We start from the raw sequence: 24,207 nt of genomic DNA, 5'->3' as shown, positions 1-24,207 counted from the left end.
TGGAGCGCGACCTCGCGCTCCAGTCGGTGCTCTCGGCGTTCGGCACCGGCTCGTTCCTCACGGGTACGACCGTGCTCTTCACCCAGATCGTCGGGCTCACCGGGTCGGAGATCGGTCTGGGCCTGTCGTCAGCGGCACTGGTCACCGGCGCACGGTGGAAGTCCCTGTCGGGCCGGAGGTGCACGTCTCGCCGGGGGCGTTCAAGAACCGCGGGTTCTTCATCCTGTCGGTCTGCAACGGCGTGCTGTCCTCCAACCAGGTGCTCCTGAACGTCGTCGTGCCGCTGTGGCTCGTCGAGCGCACCGATGCGCCGCAGACCCTGTTGGCTTGGCTGTTCGGCACCCACACCGTGCTCGCCGTGCTGTTGCAGGTCCGCGCCTCCCGCGGGGCGGCCTCCGTCGACGGCTCGCTGCGAGCGGTGCGCTGGGCCTTCGTGCTCTCCTGCTTGGTCCTCAGCGTGACCCACGAGACGGTGGGCTGGGTTTCCGTCGTGCTCATCTGGATCGGACACATCACCATCACCGGCGCGGAGCTGTGGCAGTCGGCCTCCGACTGGGCTTCACCTCGGAGCTGTCCGACCCGCGACGGCTCGGCGACGACCAAGGCGTGTGGGGCCTGGGCCACCAGGTCGAGCCCCTCGTGTTCCCCGCGCTCTACACCTTCCTCGCGCTCACGTGGGGCGCCCCGGGCTGGGCCGTCATTGCCGCGATCGGCGTCACGGCGGCAGCCGTCTCCCACCCCGCGGCACGCGCCGCGGAGCGCTACCTCGCGCGCCATGGCGCCCCCTCGACAGCCACCAGCAGCACGACCAACTCGCCCCTCAGCTCACCCGCCAGCCACCTGGAGACATCGTGACCGCACAGACCCTCGACGGAGCAGCCACGCTGCGCACCATCAAGGCCGAGCTGGCCGAGCGCGTCGCCGCGCTCAGGGCCCGTGGCATCACACCCGGGCTCGGCACCGTCCTCGTCGGCGACGACCCGGGCTCGCACTGGTATGTCGGGGCGAAGCACAAGGACTGCGCCGAGCTGGGGATTGAGTCGATCCGCCGCGACCTGCCCGCGACGGCGACCCAGGCGGAGGTGGAGGACGTGATCGACGAGCTGAACGCCGATCCGGCGTGCACCGGTTTCCTCGTCCAGCAGCCCACCGGGCTGGACGAGTTCGCGCTGCTCTCGCGCGTCGACCCGGACAAGGACGTCGACGGCCTGCACCCGACCAACCTCGGCAAGCTCGTGCTCGGCAAGGCCGGGCCACTGCCGTGCACCCCGGTCGGCGCCATCGAGCTGCTCCGCCGCCACGGCGTGCCGATCGCCGGCGCCGAGGTGGTCGTCGTCGGCCGTGGACTCACCGTCGGCCGTCCGCTCGGCCTGCTCCTGACCCGACGCTCGGAGAACGCGACCGTCACCCTGTGCCATACCGGGACAACGGACCTCGCAGCCCACGTGAGGACGGCCGACATCGTCGTGGCCGCTGCGGGTGTGCCCGGCATCATCACCGCCGACATGGTCAAGCCCGGTGCGGCCGTGCTGGACGTCGGGGTCTCCCGCGTCGACGGCAAGATCACCGGTGACGTGGCGCAGGACGTCTGGGACGTGGCCGGCTGGGTCTCGCCCAACCCGAAGGGTGTCGGTCCGATGACCCGCGCGATGCTGCTGAGCAATATTGTGGAGATCGCCGAGCAGAACACCACCCCATGACGGGACCCCTGTGACCGACCCTGCCCCCGATTCGCCGCCCGACGAGAGCGTCGAGCGGTCGCGCGACGAGAGCTGGATCGCGCCGCCCGAGAGCGTGCCGCCGATCTCGGCCGAGGACCTCGTCGACGGAGACCACCCCGGGTACGGCCCTCAGGAGCGGCGTTATCCCTCGACCATCGGGGGCGCCTTCTACATCTGCGTGCTCGCGGTCACGGTCGCCGGGCTCGTCGTGGTCACGAGTGGCGACTGGCGGCTCGGGATCCGCATGGTGGGCGGAGCGTTGATCGCGGCCGCCGTCGTACGCATGCTGCTGGCGCCCCAGGACGCCGGCATGCTCGCCGTCCGCCACAAGGCCCTGGACATGGTCCTGCTCACGGGACTCGGCGCTGCCCTGATCTTCCTGGCGACCTCGATCCCGGACCAGCCGGGGTTCTAGCGAAGCTGCTCCGAAATCGCCTCGACCCGCCACGAATCACTCAGGCGGGTCGAGGCTGTGGAGCAGATGCTGTGAGCTAGATGAGGCCGAGCTCGGTGACCTGGTCACGCTCGGACTCGAGGCGGGCGACCGACGCGGCGATCCGCTCCTTGGAGAAGTCGTTGAGCTCGATGCCCTCGACGATCTTGTATTCACCGTCGGTGACCGTGCACGGGAACGACGAGACGATGCCCGTGGTGACGCCGTAGGAGCCGTCGGACGGAACCGACATCGACACCCACTCCGAGGTGCCGTTGAGCCAGTCCCGCATGTGGTCGATGGTGGCGTTGGCCGCCGACGCAGCGGAGGAGGAGCCGCGCGCCTTGATGATCGCGCCGCCGCGCGTGGCGACGGTGGGGATGTATTCCTCGGTGATCCAGGCCTCGTCGACCTGCTCGGCCGCCGGGCGGCCGCCGACCATGGTGTTGAAGAGGTCGGGATACATCGAGTCGTCGTGGTTGCCCCAGATCGCGAGGTTCTCGATCTCCGTGACGGCCACGCCCAGCTTCTTGGCAAGCTGCGTCTTGGCGCGGTTGTGGTCGAGCCGGGTGAGGGCGTTGAAGCGCTCGCGCGGGATGTCGGGGGCGTTGCTGAGCGCGATCAGTGCGTTGGTGTTGGCCGGGTTGCCCGTCACGAGCACCTTGACGTCGTCGGCGGCGTTGTCGTTGAGCGCCTTGCCCTGACCGGTGAAGATCTTGCCGTTGGCCGCCAGCAGGTCGGCACGATCCATGCCCTCCTTGCGCGGCATGGCACCCACCAGCATGGCGGCGTTGACGCCGTTGAAGATGGGCGCCGGGTCGGCACCGATCTCGACGCCGGCCAGCAGCGGGAAGGCGCAGTCGTCGAGCTCCATCACGACGCCCTCGAGGGAGGGCAGGGCCGGCTCGATCTCCAGCAGGCGGAGCTCGATCGGGCGGTCGCCCAGGGCGCCGGCGGCGAGACGGAAGAGCAGGCTGTAGCCGATCTGACCGGCTGCGCCGGTGACGGCGACCTTCAAGGGAGTGGTGGTCACGAGGACTCCTGTAGGCGAAGTGAGATGGGGGTCGAACCACGACCGACGCTAGCAGCGCCGCTCGCTGACCGGCCCGGGAGGGTTGGCTGGCATTCTCCTCCCATGTCGCGCACCTCCGTCCCCCCACGTCGCGGTCGCCACTTTGCCGTCCTCGCGCTCGCCCTGGCCCTGACGGGCTGCAGCGCGGGCGAGCCTCGCTCCGTCGGTCCGGCGGGTGTGGACGGGCTCGAGATCCCGACGCCGACTCCCGACCCGCAGGACTTCGTGCGGGTGGTCGACAACCCCTACCTGCCGCTCGTGGCCGGCAGCGAGTGGGTCTACGACCGCGTCGAGGGGGGCGTCACGGAGTCGGTCACGGTCTCGGTGAGCGGCACGCGCACCGTCGAAGGGGTCACCGCGACCGAGGTCACGACCGTCGCGGAGGGCCGCTCTGGATCCGTGAGCTTCCTGGAGCTCCTCGCCCAGGACCGGGAGGGGAATGTCTGGTCCTTCGGCGGAGACGACTGGCTGGCGGGCCGCGACGGGGCCCAGGCCGGACTCGTCATGCCGGCCACGCCCCGCGTCGGCGACGGCTTCCGCCAGCAGTACGCCCCCGGGGTCGCCGAGGACCGGTCGCAGGTGCTCGACACGGCGACCAGCGTCACGACGGCGTACGACTCCTGGACCGATCTCGTCGAAGTGCTGGAGACCAGCGACGTGCCCACCGGGACCGAGACGCGGAAGCTCTACGCGCCGGGGGTGGGGCTGGTGCTGGCCGAGGAGGGGGCGACAAGGACCGAGCTCGTGTCCTACGAGTCGGCCGAGAATCCGTGACGTGTCACGCTTGGGCGACGCGGCCAGCACTGCTGTTACCGAACGGTCGCGAAGTCGCGGGCGGGGACCTCGTGACTGCTCGGTAGCGAGCGTAAAGGCTTGCCGCGAGGCGGCTCAGTCCGGGCGACGCACCTGGGTGCGGCCGTCCTCGCCGTCGTCCTCAACCGGCTGGCCCCAGTTCTGCGCGGGTGGCTGCTGCTGTGGCACGGGCGGAGCGTAGGGGTCGGGTGCGGGCTGGCCCCAGTGCTGGGGGCCGGCGGCCGGCGGACCTGCGGGCGATGCCGGCTGGCCCCACTGCTGGGCGGGAGGTTGCTGCTGGGGCACGGGCTGGGCGTAGGGATCGGGTGCGGGCTGCCAGTGCTGCGGCGCGGCCTGGGGCGGCAGGGCACTGTGCTGCCCCTGCGACGCGGGCTGCCCCTGCCACTGCGGCTGGCCCTGGTTCCACTGCTGCTCGTAGGTGCCGGGCGGGGCATAGACGGCCTGCTGTCGACCGGAGCGGAAGCTGAGCCCGGACCCCGGGACGTGAGCGGAGGCGTGGCCGAAGACCAGGGGGTAGGTGAGGCCGGCGATCGTGGCGCCCACCAGCGGAGCCACGATGAACAGCCACAGCTGGATGAGCGCGTCGGTCCCGCCGAACACTCCCACGCCGACCGAGCGGGCGGGGTTGACCGAGGTGCCGGTGGCATTCATCGAGGCGAAGTGGATCATCGCCAGCGCGAAGCCGATGGCCAGCGGCCCCATCAGCGCCTGGAACTCGTTGCGCTCGTCGGTCACCGCCAGGATGACGTACAGGAAGATCGCCGTCAGCAGCATCTCGAGCACGAAGGCCGCCCACATGGCATAGCCCGACCCCTCGTCGCCGAAGGAGTTGGCGCCCATGTTCCCCTCGGAGGAGAAGCTCTCGAAGCCGTGCATGAGACCGAAGAGGGCCGCGCCGGCGAGCAGGGCTCCCAGGAGCTGGGCGCCGACGTAGACGGGCGCCGTCTTCCAGGGCAACCGCCCGCCGAGGACGGCACCGAGCGTCACCGCGGGGTTGAAGTGGCCGCCCGAGATGCGACCGACAGCATAGGCCATCACCATGACGGCGAGGCCGAAGCTGAGGCCCGTCGTGACGTAGTCGTTGCTCATCAGCGCCGCCCCGACGCCGAAGAAGACGAGCACGAAGGTGCCCAGCAGCTCCGCGGCGAACTTCTGGCCCGTCGTCGGGGTCTCGTCGGTGCCGATGTGTGGTTCGGTCATGAAGCAGCCTTCCGTCAGGTGGAACAGGTGCCCACCCCCGTGGACCACGGGCACTCTAGCGAGGCGAGGTGACGGGTGCGAGGCTAGGGACAGGCGACGTCAGGTATCTTGACGTCAAGTTAGTTTGCTCGCGCCGTACCCACGTCTCGTCTAGGAGCGTTCCGCACCCATGGCCAAGATCATCTACACCCACACCGACGAAGCACCCATGCTCGCGACCTACTCGTTCCTGCCGATCGTGGCGACCTACGCCAAGACCGCCGGCGTCGAGGTCGAGACGCGCGACATCTCGCTGGCGGGGCGGATCATCAGCCAGTTCCCCGAGCGACTCTTACCGGAGCAGCGCATCGACGACGCCCTCGCGGAGCTCGGCGAGCTGGCGACCAAGCCCGAGGCCAACATCATCAAGCTGCCCAACGTCTCGGCCTCCCTGCCGCAGCTCAAGGCGGCGATCAAGGAGCTGCAGGGCAAGGGCTACGACCTCCCCGACTACCCCGAGAACCCGCAGACCGCCGAGGACAAGGACGCGCGGGCGAAGTACGACAAGGTCAAGGGCTCGGCGGTCAACCCCGTGCTGCGTGAGGGCAACTCCGACCGACGCGCGCCCGGCGCGGTGAAGAACTACGCCCGGTCGCACCCGCACTCGATGGGTGCCTGGAGCAGCGACAGCAAGACCAACGTGGCCACCATGGGCGCCCACGACTTCCGCTCCAACGAGAAGTCGGTCGTGATCGAGTCCGACGACACCCTGAGCATCGTGCACGTAGCCACCGACGGCACCGAGACGGTCCTCAAGGACTCGCTCCCGGTGCTGGCCGGCGAGGTCGTCGACGGCACCTTCATGAGCGTCGCCGCACTCCGACGCTTCCTCACCGAGCAGATCGCCCGCGCCAAGTCCGAGGGCGTCCTGTTCTCGGTCCACCTTAAGGCGACCATGATGAAGGTCTCCGACCCCATCATCTTCGGCCACGTCGTGCAGAGCTTCTTCCCGACCCTCTTCGAGCAGTACGGCGAACAGCTGGCCGCCGCCGGCATCAGCCCGGGCGACGGGCTGGGCGGGCTCCTCGACGCGGTGTCCGCCCTGCCGGAGGGGGACGCCATCAAGCAGGCGGTCGCGCAGGGCATCGCCGACGGCCCCGCCCTGGCGATGGTGGACTCCGACAAGGGCATCACCAACCTGCACGTGCCCTCGGACGTGATCGTCGACGCGAGCATGCCCGCCATGATCCGCACCAGCGGCCACATGTGGGGCCCGGACGGGCAGGAGGCCGACACCCTCGCGGTGATCCCGGATTCCTCCTACGCCGGCATCTTCCAGACCGTGATCGACGACTGTCGCGCCAACGGCGCCTTCGACCCCTCGACCATGGGCTCGGTGCCCAACGTGGGACTGATGGCCAAGGCGGCCGAGGAGTACGGCTCGCACGACAAGACCTTCGAGGCGTCGGCTGCGGGCAGGATCGAGGTCCGCAACGGTGCCGGCGCCGTGCTGATCGAGCACGACGTCGAGCCCGGTGACATCTGGCGTGCGTGCCAGACCAAGGACGAGCCGATCCGCGACTGGGTCAAGCTGGCCGTCACCCGCGCCCGCGCCAGCGGTGCGCCTGCCATCTTCTGGCTGGACGAGTCCCGCGCGCACGACGCCATCCTGATCGCGAAGGTCAACACCTACCTCGCCGACCACGACACGTCCGGCCTGGACATCACGATCGCCAAGCCGGCCGACGCGTGCGCGACCTCGATCGAGCGGATCCGCCGCGGCGAGGACACCATCTCGGTGACCGGCAACGTGCTGCGCGACTACAACACCGACCTCTTCCCGATCCTCGAGCTGGGCACCAGCGCCAAGATGCTCTCGATCGTCCCGCTGATGAACGGCGGTGGCCTCTTCGAGACCGGCGCCGGGGGATCCGCGCCCAAGCACGTCCAGCAGCTCGTCAAGGAGAACTACCTGCGCTGGGACAGCCTGGGGGAGTTCTTCGCCCTGGCTGCGTCGTTCGAGCACCTGGCGGCGTACGACGACAACCAGCGCGCCAAGATCCTCAGCGACACCCTGGACCGCGCGACCGAGACCTTCCTCAACGAGGACCGGTCGCCGGGTCGCAAGCTGGGCACCATCGACAACCGCGGCTCGCACTTCTACCTCGCGCTCTACTGGGCCGAGGAGCTCGCCGAGCAGACGGAGGACGCCGAGCTCGCGGACGCGTTCGCTTCCCTGGCCGGTGCCCTGCGGGACAACGAGCAGAAGATCGTCGACGAGCTCCTCGCCGTACAAGGGAAGCCGGCCGATATCGGCGGCTACTACGAGCCCGAGGACGAGCTCGCCACCGCGGTCATGCGTCCCAGCGCCACCTTCAACGAGGTGCTCGCCTCGCTGTGATCGGGTTCACCCGACGAGGGCGTCGGCACAGGGAATGAGTAAGGGCCTCACCGGCTTGCACACTGAAGTGCCCCTGACGACTGACGACGCCCTCGATCTCGACGACGCCCCGGTCGTGCAGGCCCGCCACTTCGGTCTTGCCGTCGTGGCGCTGGCAATGGGCGGCTTCGCGATCGGCACCACGGAGTTCGTCACGATGGGCCTGTTGCCGCAGATCGCCCGCGGCGTCGACGTGTCCATCCCCACCGGGGGTCACATGATCTCCGCCTACGCGCTCGGCGTCGTCGTCGGCGCTCCGTTGCTGGCCTTTCTCGGTGCCCGTCTGCCTCGGCGCGCGCTGCTGGTGGCGCTGATGGTCGCCTTCGCCGTGGGCAACGCGGCGAGCGCGCTCGCGACGTCGTACGGCGAGCTGATGGTCGCCCGGTTCGCGGCTGGTCTTCCACACGGCGCCTACTTCGGCGTGGCATCGCTGCTGGCTGCCAGTATGGCGAGCCCGGCGCGCCGGGGGCGTGCAGTGGCGGCGGTGATGCTCGGCCTCAGCGTCGCCAACGTCGTCGGCGTCCCCGCTGGCACCTGGCTCGGGCAGAGCCTCGGCTGGCGGTCGGCCTTCTGGGTCGTGACCGTCCTTGGTGTGGTCACCCTTGCTCTCGTGCTGGCGTTCGTGCCCAGCTGTCCCGGCGACGGCGGGGCGAGTGGGCGACGCGAGCTGGGCGCCTTCGCGCTGCCGCAGGTGTGGCTGACGCTGGTCGCCGGTGCCATCGGCTTCGGGGGGATGTTCGCCGTCTACACCTACATCGCACCGACCGTCACCGGCGTCGGCGGTCTGCGCGAATCTGCGGTGCCGGTCTTCCTGATGTCCTTCGGTCTCGGCATGGTGGTCGGCACCTGGGTGGCCGGGATCATGGCGGACTGGTCGATCTTCCGGTCGCTGCTGATCGGCTCGGCCGGCCTGGGAGCCAGCCTGCTCGTCTTCTGGCTCACTGCCCCGGCCGGCTGGGTCGCGCTGCCCGTGGTCTTCCTGATCACCGCCATGGGCTCGGTGCTCGTGGTCAACCTCCAGCTGCGGTTGATGGACGTCGCCGGCGACGCCCAGACCCTGGGCGCGGCCATGAACCACGCATCCCTCAATGTCGCCAACGCGTTGGGTGCCTGGCTCGGCGGGCTCGTGATCGCTGCGGGTCTGGGCTATCGCGCGCCCGCCCTGGTCGGCGTCGCCCTGAGCGTGCTGGGATTCCTCGTCATCGTCCTCTCCGCAGTCGTGCACCGGCGTAACCCGCCGTCAACACCAGCGAGCCCACTCGGTAGCTCGGTTTAACGCGCAGTCCACACCGCCGTAGCACCGGTCGAACAGGCTGGGGGCCATGGACAAGGACCCGAGATCTGCCCCCGAGGACGCCGACCTGGTGTGGCGGCGCCAGCTGCGAGACCGGCGAACAAATGACGTCGTCGAGCTGCTCGCCCGCCGCCGCGAGCTCGCCGGTCTCAACCCGTGGGCCGACCTGGTGAGCGAGGGCGTCGCCTGGACCGCGTGAGCGGTCATGCAGAGGGACCGCGTGAGCGGTCATGCAGAGGGACCGCGTGAGGCGGGCCGGGCGACGCGTCGCGAAGGTCAGATCGCCCAGCAGTTGCTCCACTGGGAGAGCCCGGCGAAGCGCGCCTCGAAGAACAGCGCCGCCTCGACCCCGAATGGCACGTAGCCGCCGACGTGCGTGGGGATCAGCGTGGGGGAGAACCGCACGTTGGCGCCCCGGCTGCACCACGACTTCGCCATCGCCTTGCCCACGGCGTAGGGGATGACGTCGTCGAAGGTGGAGTGGCTCACGAACACCGGCATCGCGGGCTTGATGTTGCCGATCCTCTGCTCGGCGATCATCGTGGCGAACTGCGGCAGGGCGATCAGGTCCGACATCGGCCTGCCGTTGTAGCTCAGCGTCGAGGACTTCACGAAGGCGTGACCGAAGAGGTCGAAGACACAGTCCTGCTCGACCGTGGTCATGGTCTCGACGCCCTTCGCGTTGAGGTACGGCGTCAGGTCCACGCCATAGCTGGCTGAGATCCCGCGCAGCGCGAAGAAGGCGAACGCCGAGTAGAGGCTGCCGTCGAGGGTGGTGGCCACCTTCGCGAGGTCGGCAGGCACCGCACCCACCGCCACTCCCTTGACCCGGAGCTCAGGGGCGTACGTCGCCGCGAGCTCAGCCGCCGACGCGGCCGCGCCGCCACCCTGCGAGTAGCCCTGGATGCCCACGGGGCTGGTGACCGAGAGGCCGGTGCCGGTGATCCGCTGGGCGGCTCGGATGACGTCGAGCACGGCCCGGCCCTGCGAGACGCGGTCCATGTAGGTGTGGATGCCGGCCGTGCCGAGCCCTTCGTAGTCGGTCACGGCGACGGCGTACCCGCGGTTCAGCAGCCCCTGGATGGCGATGCCTTCGTATTCGAGGCCCGCGCTGTACTGACGTGAGGGTGCACATCGGTCACCCATGCCCTGGGTGCCGGCGGCGAAGCCGATCACCGGTCGGCTGCCCAGGCCGATCCAGGCCGTCTTGGGGACGAGGACGACGCCGGAGACCGCGATCGCCTTCCCTGTCCGGTTGGTGGTCTTGTAGAGCACCCGCTTCGCGTTGGTCACCAGGCTGCTCGCGTTGAGGGGGTCGAGCAGGAAGGTCATCGGCTCGGTCCGGATCACCGTGCCGTTGGCCGCAGGCAGGGTGGCTGGTGCCTCGTAGAAGGCGGGCCGCGGCGGTTCGACGACCACCGCATTCGCCGTAGGTGCTGCCACGACGACGATGGCCGTGGCCACCAGCGTCGCGATGGATGCTGCAAGCGCGCGCGTTCGAGTCATGGATCTGTGCCCTCCCAAGCAACTGCCCCCGTGACCGGCCCTCCCGGTTGCGCGATGTTACTTGTGAGTTACCTCACAGCGCCAGAGTTGGGCGAGGAAAAGTTACTGGCGCGTAGAGATGCAGCGGTCCTCAGGTGTAGACCATGCCCATGCGCTCACGGACCTCGTCCAGCGTGGCCTCGGCGACTTCGTTGGCGCGCTCGTTGCCCCTGCGCAGGATGTCGGAGACGTAGGACGTGTCCTGCTCGAGCGCGAGCCGCCGAGCGCGCAGGGGAGCGAGCTCGGTGTTGATGGCCTCGGTGAGCCGCTTCTTCAGGACGCCGCCCCCGCCGTCGCCGATCTCGTCGGCGACCTGCTCGGGTGCGACGCCCTCGCACAGGGAGATGAGCAGGAGGAGGTTGGCCACCTCAGGACGACCGGTCGGGTCGTAGGTGATGACCCGGTCGCTGTCGGTCTTGGCGCCCTTGAGCTTCTTGGCCGTCTCGTCGGCGGTCATCCGGAGCTCGATGACGTTGCCCTTGGACTTGCTCATCTTGGTGCCGTCGAGACCGAGGATGTTGGTGGCCTCCGAGAGGAGCGCGTCGGGCTCGGGGAACGTGGCGCCGTACCGCTCGTTGAACCGGCGCGCCACGACGCGAGTCTGCTCCAGGTGAGGAAGCTGGTCGCGGCCCACCGGCACGACGTTGGCCTTGCAGAAGAGGATGTCGGCGGCCTGGTGGAGGGGGTAGGTGAGCAGCAACCCGCCGATGCTGGTGATGCCGGCGCTCTTCGCCTCGTCCTTGACCGTGGGGTTGCGCTGCAGCTCGGCCACGCTGACCAGGCTCAGGAACGGCAGCATCAGCTGGTTGAGGGCCGGCACGGCCGAGTGGGTGAAGATCGTCGCCCGGTCGGGGTCGAGGCCCGCCGCGATGTTGTCGAGCGTCAGGCTGCGGACGCTGTCCTGGATGTCACCGAGCATCTCGCGGTCGGTGATCACCTGGTAGTCCGCGATCAGCTGCCAGATCTCGGCCCCGCTCTGCTGGAGCCTGACCCGGTTGCGGATGGAGCCGAAGTAGTGGCCGATGTGCAGGGCGCCGGTGGGCCGGTCGCCCGTCAGCATCCGCAGGCTGCCCGGATCGTCCTCCAGTCGCTGCTCGATCGAGGCGCTGCGCGCCAGGGCTGCCTGGTAGGAGTCGGTCACGAGGAGGGATCCTACAAACCGCCCGCCGGGCTCCGCGAACCAGTTGGGAGAAGCAGTTGGGTAGGGTCTCCGGGTGCCAACCATCGGAGTTGCCGTGGCGATCCCGGAGCCCTGGGCGACTGAGCTCCAGGACTACCGGACCTCCGTCGGCGACCTCACAGCCCCGCAGATCCCGACGCACATCACCCTGATCCCCCCGATCGAGGTCGGTGACTCCCAGCTCGGCGACGTCGAGGAGCACCTGGAGGGGGTCGCAGCGCAGATGGACGTCTTCCCGATCCACCTGCGGGGGACGGGCACCTTCCGGCCCGTGTCCCCAGTCGTGTTCGTGACGCTGGCCGAGGGCATCTCCAAGTGCGAGATGCTCGCCGCAGCCGTACGCCGAGGACCGCTGGCCGTCGAGCTCCACTTCCCCTACCACCCGCACGTCACCATCGCTCACCACCTCGCGGACGCCCAGCTCGACCAGGCCTTCACCGAGCTCGCCGACTTCGAGTGCGCGTTCCAGGCCAACGCGTTCTCGCTCTACGTCCACGACACCGACGCGGGCTGGCAGGCGACGCGGGAATTCGCGCTGCAGCCCATCCCCTGAGTCCGGGAGCCCTGCATGCAGCTGATCGACAACCTCAACAAGCGCGTCCACGAGGTGCGTGAGCACCGCCCGCTGGTGGACCACATCGTCCGCACGGTCCAGCACTACGGCAAGGTCAACGGCAGCCTGCAGGCCGGGGCGGTCACCTACTTCGCGTTCTTGTCGTTCTTCCCCATCCTCGCGCTCTCCTTCGCCATCATCGGCTACGTCTCGTCGGTCTATCCCGACGCCCAGCGCGACCTCGTCAAGGCGATCGACGCCGTGCTCCCCGGCATCGTCGGGCCGAGGGACGGCCAGGTGAAGCTCGACGACATCGAGGACGCCGCCCCCGGCATCTTCAGCATCGGGTTGGTCACCGTCCTCTACTCCGGTCTTGGCTGGTTGTCCGGCATGCGCACCGCCCTGCTGACCGTGTTCGAGCAGCCCGAGCGCGAGCGGCCCAACTTCCTGTCCGGGAAGCTGCACGACATGATGGCGTTGGGCGCCCTCGGCGTGATCCTGATGGTCAGCGTCGGAGTCTCAACAGTCGTCACCACGCTCTCGACCACCATCCTCACGTGGTGGGGGCTCGGACTGGGGCTCGATCCGGTGGTGTGGGTCCTCGCCCTCCTGATCGGCATCGCCGCGAACACCTTGCTGTTCTTCGCGTTCTTCCGCCTGCTGGGCGATCCCGACGCGCCGGCAAGGGCGCTGTGGTCGGGGGCCTTCGTCGGGGCCATCGGCTTCGAGCTGCTCAAGCAGGCGTCCCGCTACCTGTTGGCGCTCACCGAGGACCAGCCCGCCTTCCAGGCGTTCGGCATCGCGCTCGTCCTGGTCGTGTGGATCAACTACTTCTCCCGGGTGATCGTGTACGCCGCAAGCTGGGCACACACCCACCCGGCGGCACTCGCGGCGGAGCCGGTCGACACCGAGGAAGCCGTGCAGGGCCCGCGGATCGACCTTCAGCAGGCCGTCGAGCACAACCCTGCGGTCGCCGCGGCAGCACCGGGCATGTCCCCGACCGGCGCGTTCGCCGCCGGCGCTGCGTCGATGCTCGCGCTCGTCGCCATACTCCGCCGCAACAAGCCCTGAGCCCTGCCTAGCCTGCCTGGCGGTGGGTGAGCCACATTTTCTGGCCTGGTCACCGCCCAGCCCGCGCTTGGTCCTGCAGCGGTGCGCTAGCCGCCTTTGACGTCCACGGAATGTGGCTCATTCACCGCCCTGCCCCGGAAGAAGGGCCAGGCTCAGTGGCCGTGCCGCATGGCGGTCCGGAGGTCCTTGTTGAGCTGCGAGATCACGTCGAGCGGGATCTCCTTGGGGCAGGCAGCGGTGCACATGCCGATGTTGGTGCAGCCACCGAAGCCCTCGTGGTCGTGCTGGGCCACCATGTTGACGACGCGGGAGTCGCGCTCGGGCTGACCCTGGGGGAGCTCGCCGAGGTGAGTGATCTTGGCACCCATGAACAACGACGCAGAGCCGTTCGGGCAGGCGGCCACGCACGCCCCGCAGGCGATGCAGGTGGCGACGTTGAACGCGCGCTGCGCGTCCTCGCGGGGGACGGGGACCGAGTGGGCCTCGGGGGCGGACCCGGTGTTGACGGAGATGTAGCCCCCCTGCTGGATGATCCGGTCGAAGGCGCTCCGGTCCACCACGAGATCCTTGAGCACCGGGAACGCGGTGGCGCGCCAGGGCTCGATCGTGATCGTCTCGCCGTCGACGAACGAACGCATGTGCAGCTGGCAGGTCGTGGTGACCTCCGGTCCGTGCGCGTCACCGTTGATCATCAGCCCGCACGTGCCGCAGATGCCTTCGCGGCAGTCGGAGTCGAACGCGATCGGGTCCTCGTTGTTGGCATTGAGCTGCTCGTTGAGGACGTCGAGCATCTCGAGGAAGGACATGTCGGGGGACACGTCGTCCAGCTTGTAGGTGTGCAGGGCGCCGGCCGAGGCGGCGTCCGGTTGACGCCAGATCTTCAGCGTCAGGCTCATGTTGTCGTTGCTGCTCACTTGTAGCTCCGCTGCTTCATCTCGATGGCCGTGTAGGTGAGTTCTTCCTTGTGCAGGATCGGCGGCTCGCCGTCACCGGCGAACTCCCACGCTGCGACGTACGCGAAGAGGTCGTCGTGGCGAAGCGCCTCGTTGTCCTCGGTCTGCGACTCGGCCCGGAAGTGGCCACCGCACGACTCGCGACGGTTGAGCGCGTCGATGCACATGAGCTCGCCGAGCTCGATGAAGTCAGCCACTCGGCCGGCCCGCTCGAGCGACTGGTTGAGCGACTCGTTGGTGCCGAGCACCTTGACGTTGCGCCAGAAGTCGTCCTTGAGCGTCCGGATGAGGTCGATGGCCTTCTTGAGGCCGTCCTCCGTGCGCTCCATCCCGCAGTACTCCCACATGATGTTGCCGAGCTCGCGGTGGTAGGAGTCGACGCTGCGGGTGCCCTTGACGTTGAGGAAGTGGTTGATCCGCTGCTCGACCGTTGCGCGGGCCTCCACGACAGCCGGGTGCGACTCGTCGATCTTCTCGAAGGGCCCGTCGGCGAGGTAGTCGCGGATGGTGTGGGGCAGCACGAAGTAGCCGTCGGCCAAACCCTGCATCAGCGCCGAGGCTCCCAGACGGTTGGCGCCGTGGTCGGAGAAGTTGGCCTCACCGGTCACGAAGAGCCCCGGGATGGTGGACATGAGGTCGTAGTCGACCCAGGCGCCGCCCATGACGTAGTGCACGGCCGGGTAGATGCGCATCGGCACTTCGTACGGGTTCTCCCCCGTGATCCGCTCGTACATGTCGAGGAGGTTGTCGTACTTCTCCTCGATGCCGTCGCGCCCCAGTCGCTCGATGGCGGCCGCGAAGTCGAGGTAGACACCGCGGCGCACGCCCTCGACCTTCGGTCCCACGCCGCGGCCCTCGTCGCACACGTTCTTCGCGGCGCGGGAGGCGATGTCGCGGGGGACGAGGTTGCCGAAGGAGGGGTAGATCCGCTCGAGGTAGTAGTCGCGGTCCTCCTCGGGGATCTCGCGCGGGTCCTTGTCGCAGTCGGCCTCGTTCTTCGGCACCCAGATGCGGCCGTCGTTGCGCAGCGACTCGCTCATCAACGTCAGCTTGGACTGGTGGGCGCCGGAGACCGGGATGCAGGTGGGGTGGATCTGGGTGTAGCAGGGGTTCGCCATGTAGGCGCCCTTGCGGTGCGCTCGCCACACGGCCGTGACGTTGCAGCCCATGGCGTTGGTCGAGAGGTAGAAGACGTTGCCGTAACCGCCGCTGGCGAGCACGACGACGTCGGCCAGGTGCGTCTCGACGGCGCCGGTGACCATGTCGCGCGCGATGATGCCGCGGGCCCGGCGGCCCTCGCCCTCGCCGACGACGATCAGCTCGAGCATCTCGTGCCGGGTGAACGTCTCGACGGTCCCGGCAGCCACCTGGCGCTCGAGGGCCTGGTAGGCGCCGATGAGGAGCTGCTGGCCGGTCTGGCCGCGGGCGTAGAACGTGCGGGAGACCTGGACGCCGCCGAAGGAACGGTTGTCCAGCAGTCCGCCGTACTCACGCGCGAAGGGGACGCCCTGGGCGACGCACTGGTCGATGATGTTGGTGCTGACCTCGGCCAGGCGGTAGACGTTGGACTCGCGGGAGCGGTAGTCGCCGCCCTTGACGGTGTCGTAGAAGAGCCGGTGGACCGAGTCGCCGTCCTCCTTGTAGTTCTTGGCGGCGTTGATGCCGCCCTGCGCGGCGATCGAGTGCGCCCGGCGCGGGGAGTCCTGGTAGCAGAAGGACTTGACGTTGTAGCCGGCCTCGCCCAGCGTCGCCGCCGCCGAAGCGCCGGCGAGCCCGGTGCCGACGATGATCACCGAGAGCTTGCGGCGGTTGGACGGGTTGACCAGCCGCGCCTCGAACTTGCGGTCCTGCCAGCGGTTGGCGATCGGTCCCTCGGGCGCCTTGGTGTCCACGATGGGCTCGCCCGGCGTGTAGTAGCCGACGGCGTCGTCGGTCATGTCCGCCGGGCTGTCCTTGGAGGGATCGGCGTGCGTGGTGGTGTCGGGCATTTCGTGGGCCATGGGGATCGCCTTTACTTCGAGATGACGCCGGCAAGGACGGCGATCGGCACGAGCGAGAAGCCGACCGAGATGATCAGCGCGGTGACGAAGGCGATCCGCTTCCACCTCAGTCGCGCACCCGCAGTGCCGGTGAGGCCGAGGGTCTGGGCAGCGCTCCAGACGCCGTGGTGCAGGTGTGCCCCGAGGGCGAGCATCGCCGCGAGGTAGATCAGCGTGAGCCACCAGACGGAGAACGAGTCGACCATCAGGTTGAAAGGGTCGTTGGTCGCCCCACCGCTCACGTTGACCTTGCCGACAGTGAAGTTCAGCAGGTGCCAGATGATGAACAGCAACAGCGTGACGCCGCCCCAGCGCATCATCCGGCTGGCGAAGTTGGCGCCGGTGCTCTTCTTCACGGCGTACGGCGTGGTGCGGGCCTTCTTCGCCCGACCCCACAGCGCCAGCCCGGTGTAGACGTGCACCACGAGCGCCAGGAGCAGCACGACCCGGATGATCCAGAGCGCACCCTCGTGCGGAAGGATCGGCTCACCGATCTCGCGGATGTGCTCCGCGTATTCGTTGAAGGCGTCGTGGCCGGCGAAGGCCTTGAGGTTCCCGTACATGTGCAGCAGCACGTAGCCGATGAACACGAGGCCGGAAACGGCCATCAGGAGCTTGAGGGCGACGGTCGAGCGCGAGGCGCGCGCCCCTTTGACCAGAGACGTGGTTGACACGACCGAACCGTACCCCGCAGGTCATGGGGAGATCCCCGTGGGCGCGTCCTCTTCCCCTCGGGTGTGACACAAGCCATAGTCTGTCGCGTTGTCCACCTTGAGGAGCAGCGACTGTGGCCCTGACAGATTCCGGGAAAACCGGCGTGACCGGACCCACGCGTGCCAGCATCGAGGCGCGCACCCTGCGCAGCGACCGGTGGTGGCTCGCGCCGCTGACGACGTTCGTGGTCTTCACCGCCTTCGTCATCTACGCCACGATCCGGGCGTTCATGGGGCGGGACTACTACGCCTCGCCATACCTCTCGCCGTTCTACTCACCGTGCCTGGGCGACTGCGTGGAGGGCGCCTCCGACTTCGGACAGCCGTTCCAGGCCTTCCCGCTCTCGGCCGCGCTGCTCATCCTGATCTTCCCGCTGGGTTTCCGGATGACCTGCTACTACTACCGCAAGGCCTACTACCGCGCGTTCTGGCTCTCCCCGCCCGCGTGCGCGGTCGCCGAGCCGCACTCGGCCTACTCCGGTGAGTCGCGGTTGCCGCTGATCCTGCAGAACATCCACCGCTATTTCTGGTACGCCGCCGTGCTGGTCGGCGCGGTGCTCACCTTCGACGTGTTCCTCGCCTTCCGGGCCATGCCGGCGGAGTACGCCGTCGGAGACGGCGAGACCAGCGGGATCCATATGGGTCTGGGCACCCTGCTGATGATCATCAACGTCGTCTTCATCTGGCTCTACACGCTCTCGTGCCACTCGTGCCGGCACGTCGTGGGCGGTCGCCTGCGCCACTTCTCCAAGCACCCCGTCCGCTACAAGCTGTGGACGTGGGTGTCGAGGCTCAACACGAGTCACGGCAGGTGGGCGTGGTACTCGCTGTTCTCGGTCGCGATCGTCGACCTCTACATCTTCCTGCTCGCCGCCGGAACCATCCAGGACGTGAGGTTCTTCTGATGAGCGACAACACTGGCAGCCACCCCGCCGGGGCCCACCCCACCACTCGGCACCCCATGACCGGCAACGAGATGTCCGCAGCTGCGGCCGGCGGTATGGAGCGGCACACCTACGACGTCGTGGTCGTCGGGGCGGGCGGTGCCGGCCTCCGGGCCGCGATCGCCGCGCAGGACGCGGGTGCTCGCACGGCGCTCGTGTGCAAGTCGCTGCTCGGCAAGGCGCACACCGTCATGGCCGAGGGCGGCATCGCCGCGGCGATGGGAAACCGCTGGCCGGAGGACAACTGGGAGGTCCACTTCCGCGACACGATGCGCGGCGGGAAGATGCTCAACAACTGGCGGATGGCCCAGCTCCACGCACAGGAGGCGCCCGAGCGGGTCCAGGAGCTCGAGGACTGGGGTGCCCTCTTCGACCGGACCGAGGACGGCCTGATCAGCCAGCGCGACGTCGGCGGCCACAAGTACGCCCGGCTCGCCCACGTCGGCGACCGCACCGGGCTCGAGATGATCCGCACGCTGCAGCAGCGCGCCGTACACCTCGGCATCGACGTCTTCATGGAGTGCACGATCACCGACCTGCTCAAGGACGACGGAGTCATCTCCGGCGCCTTCGGCTACTGGCGCGAGTCGGGACGGTTCATCACCTTCGAGGCGCCCAGCGTGATCCTGGCGACGGGCGGGATCGGCAAGTCCTTCAAGGTCACCAGCAACTCGTGGGAGTACACCGGCGACGGCCACGCCCTGGCGATGCGCTCGGGCGCCAACCTCATCAACATGGAGTTCGTCCAGTTCCACCCCACCGGCATGGTCTGGCCACCCTCGGTGAAGGGCCTGCTCGTCACCGAGTCGGTCCGCGGCGACGGCGGCATCCTGAAGAACTCCGAGGGCAAGCGGTTCATGTTCGACTACATCCCGGAGTTCTTCAAGAGCGAGACCGCCGACACCGAGGCGGAGGCCGACCGGTGGTACGACGACAAGAAGAACAACCGTCGACCACCCGAGCTGCTGCCCCGTGACGAGGTGGCGCGGGCCATCAACTCCGAGATCAAGGCCGGTCGCGGCACGCCCCACGGCGGCATCTACCTCGACATCGCCTCCCGGCGCTCGCCCGAGTTCATCCGCAAGCGGCTGCCGTCGATGTACCACCAGTTCAAGGAGCTCGCCGACGTCGACATCACCGCCGAGCCGATGGAGATCGGCCCCACCTGCCACTACGTCATGGGTGGCGTCGAGGTCGACGCGGACACCCAGGAGAGCGCCGTGACGGGCCTGTACGCCGTCGGCGAGTGCTCGGGCGGCATGCACGGGTCCAACCGGCTCGGTGGCAACTCGCTGGGTGACCTGCTGGTTTTCGGCAAGCGTGCGGGTGAGGCCGCGACCGCCTACGCCACGTCCCTCGGCGAGGCGCGTCCCCAGGTCGACGAGGCGGACGTGAAGGCCGCCCAGGTCAGTGCCCTGGCGCCGTTCGAGGTCGAGGGCGGTGAGAACCCGTACACGATCCAGTCCGACCTCCAGCAGTCGATGAACGACCTGGTCGGGATCATCCGCACCGCCTCCGAGCTGGAGGAGTCGCTCAGCCGGATCGAGGTTTTGAAGAAGCGCGCGGAGACGATGGTCGTCGAGGGGCACCGCCAGTACAACCCTGGCTGGCACCTCGCCCTGGACCTGCGCAACATGCTCCTCGTCAGCGAAGCCATCGCCACGGCAGCGCTCGCCCGACAGGAGTCGCGCGGGGGGCACACCCGCGACGACTTCCCCCAGGCCGACGACGCGGTCTGGGGCAGGAAGAACCTCGTCGTGTCGACCGACGACAGCGGGCAGGGCGTGGTCCTGCGGGAGCAGCCGCTGCCCGAGATGCCTGAGGACCTGAAGAAGTACTTCGCACCCGCAGCCGCCGAGAGCCCCGCAGCCAGCAAGGAAGGGAAGTAGCCATGGGATACGACCTGAAGATGCGTGTATGGCGCGGCGACATCGACGGCGGTGACCTGGCCGACTACACCGTCGAGGTCTCCGAGGGGGAGGTCGTCCTCGACGCACTCCACCGGTTGCAGGCCACCCAGGCCGGCGACCTCGCTATCCGGTGGAACTGCAAGGCCGGCAAGTGCGGCTCGTGCAGTGCCGAGATCAACGGCCGGCCCCGGCTGTTGTGCATGACCCGGCTCTCCGACTTCGACGAGTCCGAGACGATCACCGTGACGCCGATGCGCTCGTTCCCGGTGATCCGCGACCTCGTCACGGACGTCTCCTACAACTACGAGAAGGCCAAGGAGCTGCCCGGGATCGCGCTCGGTCCCCGAGATGCCGACGGGAAGCGCCGGATGGCACAGATCGACGTGGAGCGCGGCCAGGAGTTCCGCAAGTGCATCGAGTGCTTCCTGTGCCAGAACACCTGCCACGTCGTGCGGGACCACGAGGACAACAAGCCGGCCTTCGCCGGGCCGCGGTTCTTCCTGCGCTACGCCGAGCTCGACATGCACCCCTTGGACACCCACGACCGTCGCGAGCTCGCCCAGGGCGCAGCGGGGCTGGGGATGTGCAACATCACCAAGTGCTGCACGGAGGTGTGCCCGGAGAACATCCAGATCACCGACAACGCGATCATCCCGATGAAGGAGCGCGTGGCGGACCGCAAGTACGACCCGCTCGTGTGGCTGGGCAACAAGATCGGGCTGCGGAACAAGGACTACGAAGGTCGCACCGAGGTCTGAGGCGCCCATGCGATCCAAGGCCCTGCCGGTCGTCATGCTGGTGGCCGCTGCCCTGTCGGGGGCAACCCCTGCCGCGTCGGCACTGCCGGAGTAGGAGCACGCCGGGGTCCGGGTGTCGTTCCCGGACAACCATCCGGTGCGGGTCACGGACCTCCGGCACGCCCGGCACGAGCGCTACGACAGGGTCGTGATCGAGCTGCGAGGCCCGATGCCGGACTACCGCACGGGTTACTACCCGCGCTCCACCTATGACGGGACGGGCGAGCCGATCCCCATCAGGGGTCGCTCGGGGCTCTGGATCGGCCTCATGGCGGACGACCACGACGCCGACGGCGCCAACCTCGACACGGGTACGCGACTGGCGAGGCCGCGGTACGAGACGCTGAAGGCGCTCGCCCTCGCCGGCTGGCACGCGGGGCAGACGACCTTCTTCTTCGCGCTGCGGCACCCGTGCGCCGTACCGTGTCTTCCACTTGGCGGACCCGAGCCGGATGGTCATCGACTTCCGACACGGCTGAGCTGACGACGTGAGCAGCTGACGAGACAGCGGTCGCTCGCTGTCACCTGCTGGCAGTGAACTACCGCTGTCTTGTCCTCAGTCGCTGTCCTGGGGTGGTCCCGAGGGTGCGGACGGGCACGACCCCTCGTCGTACGGCGTCAGCGAGCTCGTGGATGAGCAGGAGCAGGAGCACGACCTCGGCCACCAGGAAGGGCGGTAGCAAGAGGAAGGAGACCAGCACTGCGAGCAGGACGACCACGACCGCCAGCGCCAGCGCGAGCGGGTCCTCGGGCAGACACAGGTCGAGACCAGGGGATCAAGCGGCCGCCGGAGCGCTCTCCACAGGGGACCGGGGCTTCCGGGGCGAGCGCCGTGAGACGAATGCCATAGGTCCACCCGGGTCCTCGACGCACCCCCGGGCCTATCCTGCCCACCATGACCGACGCGCCTGCCGATCTCGAGGCTGATCTCGAAGGTGGCCTCGCCGAGCCCGAGGACCTGGAGCCCGCGCAGGGCTCGCTGCGGTTGTCGTCGCCCGGTGACGACTACGACGCCACTCAGTGGGAGACGGCCGCGGCCGGGGTCCTCCGCAAGGCCCGCAGGCTGCGTGACGACGATCCGGACTCGGCCGTGTGGGCCACGCTGTCGCGCACGACCCTGGATGGGATCGAGGTGGCGCCCATCGGCGTCCCCGGCGACCTCGAAGGCCTCGCGACCTCCGGCCGGCCGACCCGTGCAGGCGACTGGGACGTCCGCACCCATGTCAGCGGGCCCGACGCAGCCCAGGCCAACGAGGCCGTGCTGCTGGACCTCGACAACGGCGCGACCTCGCTGTGGGTCGAGCTCGGCGCCGGTCTCACCGTCGAGGACCTGCCGCGCGCCCTCAGGGGAGTGCTGGTGGACCTCGCGCCGGTCGTCCTCTCCAACTCCTCGGTCGCCGCGGCGCGGGCCCTCGTCGCCCTCGCCGACGACACCGGGGTCGACCTGCACCCCGGCACCAACTTCGGCGCGGACCCGCTTGCCGACGACGTCGTCGAGGTGGCGCTCCTCGCGCGCGAGCACGGCGTGCTGGGTGTCGTGGCCTCCGGCCTGCGAGTGCACGAGCAGGGTGCGAGCGACGCGCAGGAGCTCGGCGTCGCGATCGCCGCCGGCGTCACGGCGCTCCGGGCGCTGACCGAGGCCGGCTTCAGCCCCGACGAGGCAGCGGCGGTCGTCGAGCTCCGCCTGGCCGTCACCGACGAGCAGTTCCCCTCCATCGCCAAGCTCCGTGCCGCCCGCCGCCTCTGGGCGCGCGTGCTCGAGCTGAGCGGGGTCGGTGACCTCGCGGTTCGTCAGCACGCCGTGACGTCTCGTGCACAGATGAGCAAGTACGACCCCTGGGTCAACATCCTGCGCGGCACCGTGGCCGCCTTCGCGGCGGGGGTCGGTGGTGCGGAGGCCGTGACGGTGATCCCGTTCGACGAGCCGCTGGGCCTGCCCGACGCGCTGGGTCGCCGGATCGCCCGCAACACCTCGTCCCTCCTCATCTCCGAGTCGCACGTCGCCCGCGTCGCCGACCCGGCTGGCGGGTCCTATGCCGTCGAGAAGCTGACCGATGACCTGGCGGCCGCGGGATGGGCGGAGCTGCAGGAGATCGAGGCGGCCGGCGGGCTGGCCGCCGACTCCGGCCTGTCCGGCAGGATCGCCGCGGTCGCTGCGACCAGGGACGAGCAGGTGGCGCGCCGCACGCGGCCGCTGACCGGCGTGAGCGAGTTCCCCCACCTCGGTGAGTCGCTCCCCGAGCGCGCGTCCTCGTCCATCGGGGCCGACGTCCGCCGCTACGGCGCTGCCTTCGAGGCGCTGCGCGACGAACCCGCGACTGCTCCCGTCTTCCTCGCGACCATGGGGTCGGTGGCTGCCCACACCGCCCGGGCCACGTTCGCCACCAACCTGTTCGCTGCCGGCGGTGTCGCTGTCGAGGTCGCAGGACCCACGGACGGCGTGGAGTCGGTGCTTGCGGCGTACAACGGCGAGCAGGTCGTGTGTCTGGCGGGCACGGATGCGGCGTACGCCGACCGGGGCACCGACCTCGTCGCCGCACTGCGCGGGGCGGGGGCCACCCACGTGATCATCGCCGGGAAGCCCATCGACGGGGTCGACGACAGCTGTGCCATGGGCGTGGACGCGCTCGCCTTCCTGACCAGGACGAGGGAGAAGCTGGTATGAGCATCCCGAAGAGCTTTGCCGACCTGCCGCTGGCGGGCGGTGCGACGGCGTCGAGCACCGCGACGGCGGGCGCGCCGTGGGGGAGTCCCGAGGGCATCGACATTCTGCCCACCTACGGCCCCGAGCACCTCGAGGGCCTCGATGCGCTCGACACGTGGCCCGGACTGGCGCCGTTCCTGCGTGGCCCCTATCCCACGATGTACACCACCCAGCCGTGGACGATCCGGCAGTACGCCGGGTTCTCGACCGCCGAGGAGTCCAACGCGTTCTACCGGCGCAACCTCGCGGCCGGCCAGAAGGGGCTCAGCGTCGCCTTCGACCTCGCGACCCACCGAGGCTACGACTCCGACCACCCGCGTGTGCGCGGCGACGTCGGCATGGCGGGGGTCGCGATCGACTCGATCTACGACACCCGCACCCTCTTCGACGGCATCCCGCTGGACGAGATGTCGGTCTCCATGACCATGAACGGCGCCGTCCTGCCGGTGCTCGCCCTCTACATCGCGGCGGCCGAGGAGCAGGGGGTGAAGCCCGAACAGCTCGCGGGGACGATCCAGAACGACATCCTCAAGGAGTTCATGGTCCGCAACACCTACATCTACCCGCCGCTGCCGAGCATGCGGATCATCAGCGACATCTTCGCGTTCACGTCGCAGAAGATGCCGCGGTTCAACTCCATCTCGATCTCCGGCTACCACATCCAGGAGGCCGGGGCGACGGCCGATCTGGAGCTGGCCTACACGCTGGCCGACGGCGTCGAGTACCTGAAGGCCGGCCAGGCCGCCGGCATGGACGTCGACACCTTCGCGCCCCGGCTGTCGTTCTTCTGGGCGATCGGGATGAACTTCTTCATGGAGGTCGCCAAGCTCCGTGCCGGGCGGCTGC

Annotated in this window: 24 protein-coding genes; 15 read left to right on the top strand and 9 right to left on the bottom strand. The window is 69.1% G+C overall.

Annotated features, from left to right (window positions below; genetic code table 11):
• Positions 1–141 precede the first annotated feature (141 nt).
• A complete protein-coding gene (locus tag JWN68_RS11360) occupies positions 142–498 on the bottom strand; it encodes a hypothetical protein (RefSeq protein ID WP_297738752.1) in 357 nt (118 codons plus the stop codon).
• Between the two features lie 36 nt (positions 499–534).
• Between JWN68_RS11360 and JWN68_RS11355 the strand changes: the two genes are divergently transcribed.
• The 3 genes from JWN68_RS11355 to JWN68_RS11345 are packed head-to-tail and all read left to right on the top strand — an operon-like array spanning position 535 to position 2,136.
• Positions 535–855: a hypothetical protein gene (locus JWN68_RS11355; RefSeq protein ID WP_297738750.1), complete on the top strand. Its 321-nt coding sequence runs from the start codon at positions 535–537 to the stop codon at positions 853–855.
• A complete protein-coding gene (locus JWN68_RS11350; protein WP_297738748.1) occupies positions 852–1,700 on the top strand; it encodes a bifunctional methylenetetrahydrofolate dehydrogenase/methenyltetrahydrofolate cyclohydrolase in 849 nt (282 codons plus the stop codon). The genes JWN68_RS11355 and JWN68_RS11350 overlap by 4 nt, the downstream gene beginning before the upstream one ends.
• Before the next feature lie 10 nt (positions 1,701–1,710).
• Positions 1,711–2,136: a DUF3017 domain-containing protein gene (locus tag JWN68_RS11345; RefSeq protein ID WP_297738746.1), complete on the top strand. Its 426-nt coding sequence runs from the start codon at positions 1,711–1,713 to the stop codon at positions 2,134–2,136.
• 76 nt (positions 2,137–2,212) lie between these two features.
• Here JWN68_RS11345 and JWN68_RS11340 read toward each other — a convergent pair whose 3' ends face one another.
• Entirely contained in the window at positions 2,213–3,187 is a 975-nt protein-coding gene (locus tag JWN68_RS11340) for a malate dehydrogenase (protein WP_297738744.1), read from the bottom strand.
• A 102-nt stretch (positions 3,188–3,289) separates the two neighbouring features.
• Between JWN68_RS11340 and JWN68_RS11335 the strand changes: the two genes are divergently transcribed.
• The gene (locus JWN68_RS11335) at positions 3,290–4,000 is read left to right on the top strand and encodes a hypothetical protein (RefSeq protein WP_297738742.1); all 711 of its coding nucleotides are present in this window, start codon (positions 3,290–3,292) and stop codon (positions 3,998–4,000) included.
• A 114-nt stretch (positions 4,001–4,114) separates the two neighbouring features.
• Here JWN68_RS11335 and JWN68_RS11330 read toward each other — a convergent pair whose 3' ends face one another.
• Positions 4,115–5,239, bottom strand: coding sequence for an MIP family channel protein (locus tag JWN68_RS11330; protein WP_297738740.1), 1,125 nt, complete (start codon positions 5,237–5,239; stop codon positions 4,115–4,117).
• Positions 5,240–5,408: 169 nt separating this feature from the next.
• On the opposite strand from JWN68_RS11330, the gene JWN68_RS11325 reads away from it, so the two are divergent.
• From JWN68_RS11325 to JWN68_RS11315, 3 genes are read left to right on the top strand one after another with little or no spacing between them, the layout of a single operon-like run.
• A complete protein-coding gene (locus JWN68_RS11325; protein ID WP_297738738.1) occupies positions 5,409–7,619 on the top strand; it encodes an NADP-dependent isocitrate dehydrogenase in 2,211 nt (736 codons plus the stop codon).
• A gap of 34 nt (positions 7,620–7,653) precedes the next feature.
• The gene (locus JWN68_RS11320) at positions 7,654–8,934 is read left to right on the top strand and encodes an MFS transporter (protein WP_297738736.1); all 1,281 of its coding nucleotides are present in this window, start codon (positions 7,654–7,656) and stop codon (positions 8,932–8,934) included.
• A 46-nt stretch (positions 8,935–8,980) separates the two neighbouring features.
• Entirely contained in the window at positions 8,981–9,151 is a 171-nt protein-coding gene (locus JWN68_RS11315) for a hypothetical protein (protein ID WP_297738733.1), read from the top strand.
• 77 nt (positions 9,152–9,228) lie between these two features.
• Here the strand turns inward: JWN68_RS11315 and JWN68_RS11310 are convergent, their stop codons facing one another.
• Both JWN68_RS11310 and trpS read right to left on the bottom strand, forming a co-directional pair.
• The gene (locus tag JWN68_RS11310; protein ID WP_297738731.1) at positions 9,229–10,458 is read right to left on the bottom strand and encodes a lipase family protein; all 1,230 of its coding nucleotides are present in this window, start codon (positions 10,456–10,458) and stop codon (positions 9,229–9,231) included.
• 130 nt (positions 10,459–10,588) lie between these two features.
• Positions 10,589–11,638, bottom strand: coding sequence for a tryptophan--tRNA ligase (gene trpS / locus JWN68_RS11305; protein ID WP_297738729.1), 1,050 nt, complete (start codon positions 11,636–11,638; stop codon positions 10,589–10,591).
• Positions 11,639–11,711: 73 nt separating this feature from the next.
• Here trpS and JWN68_RS11300 point away from each other — a divergent pair, with 73 nt between their 5' ends.
• A complete protein-coding gene (locus tag JWN68_RS11300; protein WP_297738727.1) occupies positions 11,712–12,230 on the top strand; it encodes a 2'-5' RNA ligase family protein in 519 nt (172 codons plus the stop codon).
• 15 nt (positions 12,231–12,245) lie between these two features.
• Entirely contained in the window at positions 12,246–13,301 is a 1,056-nt protein-coding gene (locus JWN68_RS11295; RefSeq protein ID WP_297738724.1) for a YhjD/YihY/BrkB family envelope integrity protein, read from the top strand.
• A gap of 152 nt (positions 13,302–13,453) precedes the next feature.
• Here the strand turns inward: JWN68_RS11295 and JWN68_RS11290 are convergent, their stop codons facing one another.
• The 3 genes from JWN68_RS11290 to JWN68_RS11280 all read right to left on the bottom strand — a co-directional run bounded on the left by JWN68_RS11290 (position 13,454) and on the right by JWN68_RS11280 (position 16,967).
• Positions 13,454–14,197, bottom strand: a complete 744-nt coding sequence (locus JWN68_RS11290) for a succinate dehydrogenase/fumarate reductase iron-sulfur subunit (protein WP_297738818.1) — start codon at positions 14,195–14,197, stop codon at positions 13,454–13,456.
• Positions 14,198–14,211: 14 nt separating this feature from the next.
• Positions 14,212–16,191, bottom strand: a complete 1,980-nt coding sequence (locus JWN68_RS11285) for a fumarate reductase/succinate dehydrogenase flavoprotein subunit (RefSeq protein ID WP_297738816.1) — start codon at positions 16,189–16,191, stop codon at positions 14,212–14,214.
• Positions 16,192–16,265: 74 nt separating this feature from the next.
• A complete protein-coding gene (locus tag JWN68_RS11280; protein ID WP_297738722.1) occupies positions 16,266–16,967 on the bottom strand; it encodes a succinate dehydrogenase cytochrome b subunit in 702 nt (233 codons plus the stop codon).
• 143 nt (positions 16,968–17,110) lie between these two features.
• Between JWN68_RS11280 and JWN68_RS11275 the strand changes: the two genes are divergently transcribed.
• The 4 genes from JWN68_RS11275 (at position 17,111) to JWN68_RS11260 (ending at position 21,141) form a co-directional block, all read left to right on the top strand.
• On the top strand, positions 17,111–17,911 hold the full coding sequence (locus tag JWN68_RS11275) for a hypothetical protein (RefSeq protein ID WP_297738720.1): 801 nt from the start codon (positions 17,111–17,113) through the stop codon (positions 17,909–17,911).
• Positions 17,911–19,839, top strand: a complete 1,929-nt coding sequence (locus JWN68_RS11270) for a fumarate reductase/succinate dehydrogenase flavoprotein subunit (RefSeq protein WP_297738718.1) — start codon at positions 17,911–17,913, stop codon at positions 19,837–19,839. Before JWN68_RS11275 ends, JWN68_RS11270 begins: the two co-directional genes overlap by 1 nt.
• A gap of 2 nt (positions 19,840–19,841) precedes the next feature.
• Entirely contained in the window at positions 19,842–20,618 is a 777-nt protein-coding gene (locus JWN68_RS11265) for a succinate dehydrogenase/fumarate reductase iron-sulfur subunit (RefSeq protein ID WP_297738716.1), read from the top strand.
• 112 nt (positions 20,619–20,730) lie between these two features.
• Positions 20,731–21,141, top strand: a complete 411-nt coding sequence (locus tag JWN68_RS11260; protein WP_297738714.1) for a hypothetical protein — start codon at positions 20,731–20,733, stop codon at positions 21,139–21,141.
• Positions 21,142–21,196: 55 nt separating this feature from the next.
• Here JWN68_RS11260 and JWN68_RS11255 read toward each other — a convergent pair whose 3' ends face one another.
• Entirely contained in the window at positions 21,197–21,376 is a 180-nt protein-coding gene (locus tag JWN68_RS11255) for a hypothetical protein (RefSeq protein WP_297738713.1), read from the bottom strand.
• A 176-nt stretch (positions 21,377–21,552) separates the two neighbouring features.
• Between JWN68_RS11255 and JWN68_RS11250 the strand changes: the two genes are divergently transcribed.
• Both JWN68_RS11250 and JWN68_RS11245 read left to right on the top strand, forming a co-directional pair.
• A complete protein-coding gene (locus JWN68_RS11250; RefSeq protein ID WP_297738712.1) occupies positions 21,553–23,322 on the top strand; it encodes a methylmalonyl-CoA mutase family protein in 1,770 nt (589 codons plus the stop codon).
• The coding region (locus JWN68_RS11245; protein WP_297738711.1) for a methylmalonyl-CoA mutase family protein at positions 23,319–24,207 on the top strand (889 nt) is incomplete at its 3' end. The genes JWN68_RS11250 and JWN68_RS11245, both read left to right, overlap by 4 nt.

This window comes from Nocardioides sp., assembly GCF_025964975.1.
Taxonomy (GTDB): Bacteria; Actinomycetota; Actinomycetes; order Propionibacteriales; family Nocardioidaceae; genus Nocardioides.
Note: the sequence above shows the minus strand (reverse complement) of the source record. Positions and strands in the feature narration are given on the sequence as shown.